The sequence below is a fragment of the Enterococcus sp. XAF26B05_ASV22 genome, assembly GCF_056727285.1.
The window spans coordinates 2,003,354-2,016,353 of the sequence record NZ_CM161538.1 but is presented as its reverse complement, the minus strand read 5'-3'; the positions used below and the strand labels follow the sequence as shown (position 1 = coordinate 2,016,353).

Annotated in this window: 10 protein-coding genes and 3 pseudogenes; all 13 read left to right on the top strand. The window is 37.0% G+C overall.

Going from position 1 to position 13,000, the window contains the following annotated elements; genetic code table 11:
* Window positions 1–291: 291 nt before the first annotated feature.
* Window positions 292–1,443 carry a radical SAM family heme chaperone HemW gene (hemW, locus tag AC1PU0_RS10025; RefSeq protein WP_206849522.1) on the top strand — a complete coding sequence of 384 codons (1,152 nt, stop codon included), beginning with the start codon at window positions 292–294 and terminating at the stop codon, window positions 1,441–1,443.
* Window positions 1,444–1,692: 249 nt separating this feature from the next.
* Window positions 1,693–2,736: a heat-inducible transcriptional repressor HrcA gene (gene hrcA, locus AC1PU0_RS10020; protein WP_111247062.1), complete on the top strand. Its 1,044-nt coding sequence runs from the start codon at window positions 1,693–1,695 to the stop codon at window positions 2,734–2,736.
* A gap of 62 nt (window positions 2,737–2,798) precedes the next feature.
* Entirely contained in the window at window positions 2,799–3,341 is a 543-nt protein-coding gene (grpE, locus tag AC1PU0_RS10015; protein WP_111247063.1) for a nucleotide exchange factor GrpE, read from the top strand.
* A 66-nt stretch (window positions 3,342–3,407) separates the two neighbouring features.
* The gene (gene dnaK / locus AC1PU0_RS10010; protein ID WP_069652973.1) at window positions 3,408–5,237 is read left to right on the top strand and encodes a molecular chaperone DnaK; all 1,830 of its coding nucleotides are present in this window, start codon (window positions 3,408–3,410) and stop codon (window positions 5,235–5,237) included.
* Window positions 5,238–5,431: 194 nt separating this feature from the next.
* Window positions 5,432–6,598 carry a molecular chaperone DnaJ gene (gene dnaJ / locus AC1PU0_RS10005; RefSeq protein WP_069652974.1) on the top strand — a complete coding sequence of 389 codons (1,167 nt, stop codon included), beginning with the start codon at window positions 5,432–5,434 and terminating at the stop codon, window positions 6,596–6,598.
* A 203-nt stretch (window positions 6,599–6,801) separates the two neighbouring features.
* Window positions 6,802–7,073, top strand: a pseudogene (locus AC1PU0_RS10000) (hypothetical protein).
* 374 nt (window positions 7,074–7,447) lie between these two features.
* A pseudogene (locus AC1PU0_RS09995) lies at window positions 7,448–7,543 on the top strand (propanediol utilization protein); the annotation flags it as partial.
* A gap of 79 nt (window positions 7,544–7,622) precedes the next feature.
* Window positions 7,623–7,973 (top strand): annotated as a pseudogene (locus AC1PU0_RS09990) (cupin domain-containing protein).
* A 405-nt stretch (window positions 7,974–8,378) separates the two neighbouring features.
* A complete protein-coding gene (locus AC1PU0_RS09985) occupies window positions 8,379–9,266 on the top strand; it encodes an energy-coupling factor transporter transmembrane component T (RefSeq protein ID WP_206849520.1) in 888 nt (295 codons plus the stop codon).
* Window positions 9,239–10,915: an ABC transporter ATP-binding protein gene (locus AC1PU0_RS09980; RefSeq protein ID WP_206849519.1), complete on the top strand. Its 1,677-nt coding sequence runs from the start codon at window positions 9,239–9,241 to the stop codon at window positions 10,913–10,915. Before AC1PU0_RS09985 ends, AC1PU0_RS09980 begins: the two co-directional genes overlap by 28 nt.
* Window positions 10,908–11,594 carry an ECF transporter S component gene (locus AC1PU0_RS09975; RefSeq protein ID WP_206849517.1) on the top strand — a complete coding sequence of 229 codons (687 nt, stop codon included), beginning with the start codon at window positions 10,908–10,910 and terminating at the stop codon, window positions 11,592–11,594. Before AC1PU0_RS09980 ends, AC1PU0_RS09975 begins: the two co-directional genes overlap by 8 nt.
* Window positions 11,595–11,618: 24 nt before the next feature.
* Entirely contained in the window at window positions 11,619–11,993 is a 375-nt protein-coding gene (locus tag AC1PU0_RS09970; protein ID WP_206849515.1) for a DUF4430 domain-containing protein, read from the top strand.
* A 706-nt stretch (window positions 11,994–12,699) separates the two neighbouring features.
* Complete coding sequence (locus AC1PU0_RS09965; RefSeq protein WP_242596564.1) at window positions 12,700–12,873, top strand: EVE domain-containing protein; 174 nt, start codon at window positions 12,700–12,702, stop codon at window positions 12,871–12,873.
* Window positions 12,874–13,000 lie beyond the last annotated feature (127 nt).

The window sequence follows — 13,000 nt, the reverse complement described above, 5'->3', positions numbered from 1 at the left end:
TTACAGCGAGAAAGAGTTTCTTACTAGCTCGTAGTTAAGCAAGAAAGCGATATGATTTAGTCTTTTCAACTATTCGTTAGTTGGTCATTATAGAAGCTTAAAAATATTCAAGAGAGTAAACTAGACAATTTTAGTAGGGGATATGTTAAGATAAGAGACGTGTCCCAAATGAATTACAAGTTTTGGAACAAAAAAGTTGATACAATGAAATCTTAAAATAGAAGTGAAATACTTTGGTAAGCTTCCTATAATAAAATCTGTAGCAACTTCGTTTAAACTGGAGGAAGAAAATTGAAAAACGATAAAACATCAGCCTATATACATATCCCTTTTTGTGAGCACATTTGTTACTACTGCGACTTTAACAAAGTCTTTTTAGAAGGGCAGCCAGTAGATGAATATATCCAAAGTCTTTTGACAGAAATTCGTTTGACAAAAGAGCAGTATCCAAGCAAAGATACAGAGACAATATATATCGGAGGGGGAACGCCTACTTCGCTTTCAGCTAAGCAATTAGCTGTTCTGTTAAAAGGGGTACGCGAGTTATTGCCGTTTGATGATAAAAACGAATTTACAGTAGAAGCGAATCCAGGCGATCTAACGCAAGAGAAACTACAAGTAATGAAAGAATATGGTGTAAATCGCTTATCTATGGGTGTTCAGACATTCGACAACCAATTATTAAAAAAAATTGGACGCAAACATACGGCAGAAGATGTCTATGAAACGATGAAATTCTTAGAAAAAGAAGATTTCCTAAATGTTAGTATCGATTTGATTTATGCTTTGCCTGGTCAAACGCTGGAGGGGTTTAGAGATACACTGAAACGTGCGATTGAACTTGATTTACCGCATTACTCTTTATATTCGTTGATTTTAGAAAACAAAACAATGTTTATGAACTGGGTACGTCAAGGTCGATTACAATTGCCAGATCAAGAAGTTGAAGCGTTAATGTTTGAGGAAACAATTAGTGCAATGGAAAAGGCTGGACGTCACCAATATGAGGTTAGTAACTTCGCGCTAAAAGGGCAAGAAAGTCAACATAATTTGGTTTATTGGAACAATGATCACTATTATGGATTTGGCGCCGGTGCGAGTGGTTATTTAGGACATACTCGATATCGAAATCATGGTCCGATTCAACATTATCTAAAACCTTTAAGAGATAACCAATTACCAACTGTTGAAACAGAGATTTTGACCGTCAATAATCAAATGGAAGAAGAACTCTTTCTTGGGTTAAGGAAGATGGGTGGTGTTTCGAAAAAACGATTCGAAGAGAAGTTCAATTTACCGTTAAATCAGGTATACAGAGAAACAATCCCGAACTTGATTCAAAAAGGATTGATAAGCGAAAATGAAACACATATCCAACTTACTGAACAAGGTCTTTTTGTTGGGAATGATGTTTTTGAAGCATTTCTTATTGACCAAGAATAAACGTGTACAGTACAACAATAAGAGTGAGATTGGGAAAGAAGTGTTCAATTCCCACCGTTCACTAGGATTCCGTTAGGCTAAGATATGGCTCTTGGGGCTATGTCTTAGCCTTTTTTTGTATATTTTAGCACTCTGATGCAATGAGTGCTAAAAAAGTGAGTTTTTCTCTTGACAATTCAAGAAGAACTTGCTATATTAATAATTGTATTAGCACTTGAATGTCATGAGTGCTAATGAAGGGTGGTAATTATGATAACGGAAAGACAAAAGAATATTTTGCGACTTATCATCCAAGAATATACGAATACAGGTAACCCTGTAGGATCAAAGAAATTAATGGAAGAAGGAATTAAGTCAAGTTCTGCAACGATTCGTAATGATATGAAGGCTCTAGAAGAGCACGGACTATTATTGAAGACACATTCGTCTTCTGGCAGGATTCCTTCAATGGATGGTTATCGCTATTATGTGGATCATTTATTGAGTCCAGCTGAAATCGAACGTGATGAATTAGAAACGATTCGTCATTCATTTGGGAAAGAATTTCATGAGATCAATGATATTATTGAACAATCAGCTGAAATCCTTTCTGATTTAACAAGCTATACTGCTTTTTCGTTAGGTCCAGAAGTGAAAGAAAGACGATTGACTGGTTTTCGAATTGTTCCATTAAATGAACGTCAGATCATAGCGATCATAGTGACGGATAAAGGCAATGTGGAAAGCCAAGTATTTGCGATTCCAGCATCTGTTTCAAGCCAAGACTTGGAAAAGATGACGCAAATCATTAATGATAAATTGGTCGGACAACCATTGCTGACGGTCTATCATCGTTTACGCACCGAAATTCCGATGATTTTACATCGCTATTTCCAAACACCTGACGGCATGATGAACCTATTTGATGCGATGCTGGGACACGCTTTTGAAGAAAAAGTGTTTGTCAGTGGGCGCATGAACCTATTAGATTTTGGTGTACAAGAAGATATCAATCAACTAAAATCTGTGTATTCCTTTATGAAAAATACAGACGCAATCACCCACTTGTTGACGTCTGATGAAGAGACAGATACGCAAATTGCGATCCGTATCGGTTCAGAAATAGGAAACGATTTACTTGATAATATGAGCATGATCACTGCGACTTATGAAGTTTCTGGTCACGGTAAGGGAACCATTGCGTTATTAGGCCCTACAAGCATGCCCTATTCAAAAATGTTTGGTCTGGTAGATGTATTTCGCCATGAATTAGCTTCAAAACTCGGTGCTTACTACCGTTTTCTTGATGAGTAAGTGATGAGTTGAAAATATAGAATTCTAATAATTCTACGTAAATGAGAAGGGAAGTTGCCAGAGTGAGTAATAAAGAAGAAACGAATGAAGAATTACAAGAGGAACACATGGATGCTATCGATGACACTGGTGTTTCAGAAGAAGAAACAGAAATGACAGAACTTGAAAGTGCCAATGCTGAATTATCAGAAATGGAAGACAAGTTTTTAAGAGCTCGTGCTGAAATTGCCAATATGAGCAATCGTTTCAAAAATGAGCGTGAATTGCTTGTTCGTTATCGTTCACAAGATTTAGGAAAAAAATTGCTACCTTCGATCGATAATTTGGAACGTGCGATGGCAATCGAAGTCGATGATGAACAAGGTGCTAGCTTGAAAAAAGGGATCTCAATGGTTCTTGAAGGGTTACAAGCGGCATTAAAAGATGAAGGTATCGAAGAAATCCCGACAATGGGTGAAGTGTTTGATCCTAATTTACATCAAGCAGTTCAAACGATTCCAGCAAGTGACGAAGTCCCTGCTGATACAATCGTCGAAGTGTTACAAAAAGGGTACAAGTTACATGACCGCGTTTTACGAGCAAGCATGGTTGTTGTTGCACAATAACAGCAAGCGATGGTTGTATAATATAAATTGAAAAAAATTAAAATAGAAGATAGGAGATCATTAATTATGAGTAAAATTATTGGTATTGACTTAGGAACAACAAACTCAGCAGTGGCAGTATTAGAAGGCGGAGAAGCAAAAATCATTGCGAATCCAGAAGGTAACCGTACAACGCCTTCAGTTGTATCATTTAAAAATGGAGAAATCCAAGTCGGTGAAGTTGCAAAACGTCAAGCAGTAACAAACCCACACACAATTTCATCAATCAAACGTCATATGGGCGAAGCTGGCTATAAAGTAGAAGCTGATGGCAAATCTTATACACCACAAGAAATTTCTGCAATGATCTTACAATATTTAAAAGGTTTCGCAGAAGATTATCTTGGTGAAAAAGTAGACAAAGCAGTTATCACTGTTCCTGCTTACTTCAACGATGCACAACGTCAAGCAACAAAAGACGCTGGTAAAATCGCTGGTCTAGAAGTAGAACGTATCGTTAACGAACCAACAGCTGCTGCATTAGCATATGGTTTAGACAAAACAGATAAAGACGAAAAAGTATTAGTATTTGACCTTGGTGGTGGTACATTTGACGTATCTATCCTTGAATTAGGAGATGGCGTATTCGATGTATTGTCAACTGCTGGCGATAACGAATTAGGTGGAGATGACTTTGATAACAAAATCATCGATTACATGGTAGCAGAATTCAAAAAAGAAAACGGTGTTGACTTATCTAAAGATAAAATGGCTGTTCAACGTTTGAAAGATGCTGCTGAAAAAGCGAAAAAAGATTTATCAGGTGTAACATCAACACAAATCAGCTTACCATTTATCACAGCAGGAGACGCTGGTCCATTGCACTTAGAAATGAACTTAACTCGTGCGAAATTCGATGAATTAACAAGTGATTTAGTAGAACGTACAAAAACTCCAGTACGCCAAGCGTTGAAAGATGCTGGTTTAAATCCATCAGAAATCGATGAAGTTATTTTAGTTGGTGGATCTACACGTATTCCAGCTGTTGTTGAAGCTGTACGTAAAGAAACGAACAAAGAACCAAACAAATCAGTTAACCCAGATGAAGTAGTAGCTATGGGAGCTGCGATCCAAGGTGGCGTTATCACTGGTGATGTGAAAGATGTCGTATTATTAGACGTAACACCATTATCATTAGGTATCGAAACTATGGGTGGGGTATTTACTAAATTGATCGATCGTAATACAACAATCCCAACAAGTAAATCACAAGTGTTCTCAACAGCAGCAGACAATCAACCAGCTGTAGACATTCACGTGTTACAAGGTGAACGTCCAATGGCTGCTGACAATAAAACATTAGGACGTTTCCAATTAACAGATATTCCAGCGGCTCCTCGTGGTGTGCCTCAAATCGAAGTAAGTTTTGATATCGATAAAAATGGTATCGTAAACGTACGTGCAAAAGATTTAGGAACGCAAAAAGAGCAAACAATCACAATCAAATCTTCTTCAGGTTTATCAGACGATGAAATCGAACGTATGGTTAAAGATGCTGAATCAAATGCTGAAGCTGATAAAGCCCGTAAAGAAGAAGTTGATTTACGTAACGACGTTGACGCATTATTGTTCACTGTTGACAAAACATTGAAAGAATTAGAAGGCAAAGTTGATGCTGATGAAGTGAAAAAAGCAGAAGATGCTCGTGATGAGTTGAAAGCAGCTGTTGAAGCGAATGATATCGAACAAATGAAAGAAAAACGCGATTCATTAAACGAAATCGTTCAAAACTTAACAGTAAAACTTTACGAACAAGCAGCGCAACAACAAGCAGCAGAAAATCCTGAAGCTGCACAAGGTGGAGCAGATGATGTTGTAGATGCTGACTTTGAAGAAGTAGAAGGCGACGACAAATAATCCTTGATCGTTAACAAGCTGGCAAAGACCAAAGTCATCGCTTTGGTCTTTGCCTATCTTTATTTATAGGGAAAATTAAGTGAAGCGGTTTTTCTTTTACTTAATATGTGGTATGATTACAACGATGTTTTTATACAAATAAGTTGGCGTCGATCCTTTTTTTAATAAATGGAATAATAGTTGGAGGGGAACTAATGGCTACGAAAAGAGATTATTATGAAGTCCTAGGTTTAGCAAAAGGCGCTTCAGATGATGAAATAAAAAAAGCTTACCGTAAGCTTTCCAAGCAATACCATCCGGATATCAATAAAGAAGCGGATGCAGAAGATAAATTCAAAGAAGTTTCTGAAGCATATGAAGTATTGAGCGATCCTCAAAAGAAAGCGGCTTATGATCAATATGGTCACGCAGGGACAGATCCAAATTACGGCGGAGGTGCTGGTGGTTTTGGCGGCTTTGGCGGTGGAGGATTCTCTAGCAGCGGTTTTGGTGGATTTGAAGATATTTTCGATTCATTCTTTGGTGGCGGATCTCGTAGTGTAGATCCAACTGCGCCAAGACAAGGTGCTGATTTGCAATATACGGTGAATTTAAAGTTTGAAGAAGCTATTTTCGGCGTGGAAAAGGAAATCAAGTACAATCGTGAAGACAATTGTGCCACTTGTGGTGGAAATGGTGCCAAACCAGGGACACATCCTGAAACGTGTCATAAATGTCATGGATCAGGTTCCATTAATGTGGAACGTCAAACACCACTTGGCCGTGTAATGAGTCGTCAAACGTGTGATGTTTGTCATGGAACAGGGAAAGAAATCAAAGAACCGTGTCCAACTTGTCATGGAACAGGACATGAGAAAAAAGCGCACAAAGTGAAAGTCAACGTTCCTGCTGGAGTGGAAGACGGACAACAAATGCGTTTAGCAAATCAAGGGGAAGCTGGCATGAACGGTGGACCATATGGTGATTTGTATGTAGTATTTAGCGTAGAAGAAAGCGATATTTTTGACCGTGAAGGCTCAGAAATCTATTATGATTTGCCATTAAGCTTTGTTCAAGCGGCACTTGGTGATGAAATCAAAGTACCAACTGTTCATGGGGATGTAAAATTAAAAATCCCTGCGGGTACTCAAACTGAAACGAATTTCCGTTTACGAGGCAAAGGCGCACCACGTTTACGTGGCGGAGCTAATGGTGATCAGCACGTGAAAGTTAAACTCATCACACCTAAAAACTTAAACGAAGAACAAAAAGAAGCCTTACGCACTTTTGCTAAAGCTGGCGGTCAAACCGTCAGTGAACAGCAAGAAGAAGGGTTCTTTGATAAGATGAAGGACGCTTTTGGCGGTAAGAAAAAGAAATAAAAATAGTAAAGCTACTCAACCTGTACTGAAATCGTTACAAGTTGAGTAGCTTTTTTGCTAGTCTGATTATTGGTAAAGTTCGAGTAACTGTTCGATACGTTTTTTCATTCGGCTCTAACATGAGATGGATAAAGGCATGCATATTGATCTCCAAAGTCTAATCTAAAATCCAACCAAATGAAGCTTACTTAGCATCTGAATTGGTGATAAGTGCGCCAAGAAATAGTACTGCTGATACAGGGATGGACGTTCTAACACGTGCGCTTGAAGCCTATGTTTCGACTAAAACCAACGTGTTTTCTGATACTTTATGTGAGAGAGTTGTTGTTCTTGTATGGCAGGCATGGCTTTTAATTTAACCTCTCTTGGTCTCAATCGTGGTATCGCTCATGCTACGGGAGCAAAATTAAACGTTCCTCATGGACGATTGAATGTACTACTATTGAGTGAAGTAATTCAATATAATACAGGATGAGATCATTTCAATCACTCTTATAATGAGCAAACTACAGAGAAGTATGCTATTTAGCTAAATTACTTGGCTATGAGAAAGCAACGACAAAATTAGGGATTAAGCATTTGATTCGAGGAATAGAGCAGTCGAAAAAACAACTAGTAATGCCAAATAGCCTGGAGTAAGCTCGGAGGTTTTTGAACAATTCAAACGAGAAATTACCGAAGTCTCTTTGCTTGATGGATGTACCCAAACGAATCCTAGGGTCCCTACAAAAAAGCAGAAATCGAACAAATTTTGGACAATGTTAAATAAATTGAGTTTAATCAATCATATAATGTGACATGTAGATCAGAGAAGAAAAAGAGGTGAGCCTATTGACTGAAAAACAACGGATGATTCAAGAATATGTTCCTGGAAAACAAATAACATTAGCGCATATTATTGCAAATCCTAATCTAGAAATTTATGAAAAATTAGGATTGATGGATGTGGAAACCAATGCAATTTGTATCTGAACAATTACGCTTAATGGTGGCTACTTTAGCCAATAGTATTCCAATATTTCAAATGATGAAAGACAGAGATCCACGCGGTATTTTGTCTATTAAGCTACCTTTGTGAAATGTGTCAGAAGAAGATTGTTTAGATACAGGAAATCCAGAGCACAAAGTATACTGTAAAGACCTAGTGACTTTAAAAGAAAGTCCACGTTTAGGCTGTGGTTTGATGGTAATGGACGATACTACCTTTGAATGGCTATTAGAATATGAAGAAGTGGATTATATTATTGAAGGTCGCTTAGATGTGATTATCGAGGGACGCACAATTACAGCAGGTAAAGGAAGTCCAATCACGTTCTGCGTTTCTGGACATGCTCGCTTTATTTATGTGACATATCCTGCAGATTGGCAAAAGTAATCAGTCAATGAATAAAAATGGTTTTTAAAGTTAGAGGACAGCTGATTTTTTGAACTATTTTTTTCATTAAAAAAATCCCGCTTTAAGAAAGGAAGTCCTTTAATGGTGATTGACTTTAAAGGGATAACTTTATATAATAAGAGTGGTTGAACAACAATGAAGTTGTTTAAAACGAGAGATGATTATGTCAATGAAGATATAGCAAAAATAAAAAATAGAAAGTGTCTGGAAGGCTCATGAATCTATGTGCGTATATCCGTACTTTTTATAAAGACATCTTGTATACAAAGGATGTTTGCTGTTCTGACATAATAACATTTCGTTATACTAGTCAATTCAGACAGCACACTTATACAAAAGTGACGGCTGTTTTTTTATTGTTCCAACAAGGAAGAGGAGGTTGAGATGAATCCACATTTTGTTAGGCAAAGACATCCGTTAGTCATTTCCAGCTATTATCTACTGATGTTATTGATTGCTATGAGTACTACAAATCCCTTAATCATTGGTAGCTGTTTTTTTGGAAGTCTATCTTTTCGATTAGTACATTTAAAAAAGGGGAAAAAGCATTCAATTATCTTTCCGTTGATTTTTTTGATTTTGATCACGATCACAAATCCTTTGTTTGTACATAGAGGCGGTACGATTTTATTCTTTTTTCTAGGTAAACCGACGACACTTGAGGCATTTGTCTATGGCTTTTTTATGGGAATGATGATTGCTTCCGTCATTTATTTATTTCAAAATTTTCAAACGTCAGTAGATTCTGAAAAATTTTTTTATCTTTTTGGGAAACGATTTCCTAAGTCTGCCTTACTAGTGACGATGGTTTTTCGTTTTATTCCTTTATTTAAAACGTATTACCAAGAGTTGAATCAGGTACAAAAAACGATTCAGCGAACGCAAAAAAGAAGTTTTAGAGAAAAAACTTCCTATGGACTGGACTTGTTTGGCAACTTATTTTCTTGGGCACTGGAAAACGCAATGGATACAGCGAATTCGATGAAAGCAAGAGGATACGGCGTGACGACTAGAAGCAGTCGGACGGTCTATCATTGGAGGATTTTGGATTCATTTTCTTTAGTTATAATAATCAGTTTGGGTAGTCTGTTCATTATGTTGGTTATGCAGGGAAACTATCAATTCAATTTTTATCCATATCAAGAAAATCTGTTATTACTGTTAAAACAACGTTGGTTGGATTATCTAGTGATTTTAGTATTCGCTTTGATACCAACCTTGAATCGAATATGGGAGGTGATCGTATGGACTATCTTGAAATCCAAAATCTGAGTTTTAGTTATGCTGGTAGTGAAAAATTAGTGTTGAATAATGTGTCGCTCTCTATAGAAGAAGGCGACTTTGTGTTGATATGTGGTGCTTCTGGAAGTGGTAAATCGACATTGCTAAAAATGCTAAAACCACAACTGACACCTGCTGGGAAGCAGGTGGGAGACATTTATTTAAACAATGAAAAAGTCACAGTCATTCCAGCTGTTTTTTCAACGAGTAAAATTGGTTATGTGATGCAAAATCCGGAAAACCAAATCGTCACAGATAGCGCTTGGCATGAATTAGCTTTTGGTTTAGAAAATATCGGACTGGAACCTTCTGAAATAAAAAGTCGTGTTGCGGAAATGGTCAACTTTTTAGGGATTCAAGATCTAGTAGACTATCAAACGAAAGATTTATCTGGTGGACAAAAACAACTACTAAATTTAGCGTCTGTTTTAGTGATGAGACCTGATATTTTGATTTTGGATGAGCCTACCACTCAGCTTGATCCAATTGCTTCTCAGAATTTTATTGATGTTTTGATTCGTTTAAATAGAGAAATGGGTTTAACTATAGTGTTAGCTGAACATGGCTTGGAATCGGTTTTCTCACTAGCGGATAAAGTGGTGCTTTTGGATAAAGGGGAATTGATTTTTTCTGATGTACCAGCGAACATAGTCAGAAAAATTAAAGGTAATCAACGTGAGCTTAGTCGTTTTATAGTTAGTTTGCCAAGTGCAGTTCAACTTTTCCATGCAAGTGGTTTGACAGGACCGAGTCCAATCACTGTGATTGAAGGAAAGCGGTTCTTAGCACAACAATTTCCTAAAAGACCTGTTATAGAAGAGAAAAGAGTGCCAGATCAAACCAAAACGCAAGAAAAAGTGATTCTTCAATTAAAAAATTGCTGGTTTCGTTATGAGAAAAATAGTCGAGATATTTTAGCAGGTGTCGACCTTGATTTAGTTGAAGGAGAAATTTTCTCTCTAGTTGGGGGCAATGGTACAGGGAAAACAACCTTACTTAAAGTCATTGCGTGTATTCAGGAGTGTTATCGTGGCAAAATCACGCTTTTCAATCAATCCCTCAAAAAAAATCAACAGGTAGTGGGGTATTTGCCACAAGAACCACAAATGATGTTTAGTAGAGATTCAGTACTAGATGATTATAACAATTATCTAGAGAGCAAAAAAATGAGTGAACAAGAAAAGCGCAAGCGAATCGATTCGATTGTCAATTTACTTGATTTAAGCGAAATCTTGTTACAGCATCCATTGGATTTAAGTGGTGGCGAGTGTCAGCGTGCAGCCCTTGGAAAGCTTCTTTTGACAGATCCTAAAGTAATACTGTTGGATGAGCCGACAAAAGGGATCGACAATTATGGGAAAAAACAATTGATCGACTTATTGAAACAATTGTCTATGAAAGGCAAAACGATTTTAGTGGTGACACATGATTTGGATTTTGCGGCAGAATTATCGGATCGTTGCGGACTGTTTTTCCAAAATGATTTATTGACAACGGCTAAACCTGCTCAATTTTTTAGCCAACATACTTTTTATACAACAGCTGCTAGCCGAATTTCGCGTGAATTTTTTTCAAATTTGATCACAACTGATGAAGTGATTGCGGCTTATGTTGCCGCTAAAGGAGTGACAAATGAATAAGAAGATAAATCCAATTGTGATCAGAAGTGTTTTTGCGGGGATCTTGATCTTTATAGGAATTGCACTTTTTCAAGCAAGTCAGTATCAAGTTATTTCGATGCTGCTTGTCATAGTTGCGTGTATTCCAATTTATTATCGCTATGAGAAAAAGCAGTTAAATATCAAAGAACTAGTAATGATTGCAGTGGTAACGGCAATCGCTGTTTTAGGTCGATTCTTATTTTATATGGTTCCAGCGATTACTCCTATGACGGCGATCATTATTATTTGTGGGATTTGTTTGGGTTCGGAAGTTGGCTTTTTGGTTGGCTCGCTTTCAGCGATTACATCTAATATGCTGTTTGGGCAAGGGCCATGGACTCCTTTTCAAATGTTCTCTTGGGGGATGATTGGTTTTCTTGCTGGGTTACCGTGGATGCAAAAAGTTCTAGGGAAAAATTATTGGTTTTTAGCGTTATATGGTATTTTTGCGGGTCTGTTTTTTTCCTTTTTTATGGATGTCTGGACTGTCTTTTCAATTGACCGGACATTTTCTTGGCAGAGGTATTTAGCCTTATTACTGACAGCTGTTCCTTATACAGTTTCATATTGTTTTGCAAATGCATTCTTTTCGTGTTTGCTGTTTAGAATAATCCAGACAAAGCTTCAACGTATTTTAACGAAATACGATATAAAATAAATAGAGATAAAGGCGGAATGAACGATGAAAAAATTTTTAAAAGTAGCAATGGTTTTAACAGTGATTTTTTTATTAGGTGCATGTGGGAAAACAAATGATGACAAAAAAGAGCAAGATGCCGGAATGAAGGTAACGATCATCTTAAAGGAAGAGGATAAACAATTTGATAAAAAAGAAGTCAAGGTCAAAAAAGATGAATCGCTTCAAACCGTCATGGAAACAAATTTTAAAGTTGAGATGGACAAAGATTTTATCAGCGGTATCGATGGGCATCTCCAAGATGCAAAAGCAAGTAAATATTGGCTATATGATGTGAATGGCAAACAACCAGAAGTAGGTGCAGTTGAGTACTTCTTAAAAGATGGCGATATAGTGACTTGGACGTTGAATAAACTATAGGAGTGAGTATAGGACAAAGCGATTGACAATAACGGTATTGTTTATGGCAGTATCTGTCATTGAATAAAAATTAACTGGTCGATTGTTTTGGATTCACTCCCGGTTTTTGTAGGACAGTCATTTTTAATCCAATTTTAGGGTTTAGTGTGGCCAGTTTTAAGTATTTAGGTGTTATACGAATCTTGGATCATTATTTTAATCGCGATTCAACTGTCAGGTTTTGTTTGTTAGACTGAACTTGTCAGTCAGACGAAAGAACATAACGGAGGCAAGAATTTAGGAAAACAACTGAAGCGTATGAGTGAACAGACAGAAATTGCGTTAGCTACAAGTGTTTAAGGAGTACCAAATGTTAGGATCGTCAGTTTTTTTATGATGAAGCTAAAAATGTCTATTCTTTTCCATGTTCAAAGGAAATGAAAAATGACTGAATTTCAAAAGAATCCCAAAGTTGCGTTTACAACGATTCCATCTATTACTACACATCATGTTCGGGTACACTATGCGGATATAAAAAAAGTGAGTTAACAGTTTATGATGTAGCAGAGCAATAGATTCGAAAAATTCCTAGTTATGAACAAAATATTAAGAAAGCTGGTTCTATGCTGGAATTAGTCGAGATTCATTTTAACCAAGCAATTGTGATTTTAGGGATGGACAATAGAGAAACAATCAATCTATAAAAATGAAGGAGAGTGGATATAACTTGAATTCGTGGATTGGTGTTGCCTCTAAAAATAATGTAGAAATTGGGGTTGCAGGTGGTTTTTGTCAATTATGTCATGGGAAATCAGCGCCATTGGGCAGATTTTACTTGGAAAAGCTTATTCATTCGAAATGGCTCCTGGTTTTATTCCAGTTAGAAGAGATATTGATTTAAAAAAATATTCAATCCGTTCCGTTACAAGCAATTGCTGATTTTCCTTTGTGGCAGGAGTATCGATCACGCCTGAGATTTGGCCAATTTCAAATTCCAGAGGAGTTGTTCAACTTGATTGCATCTGGAA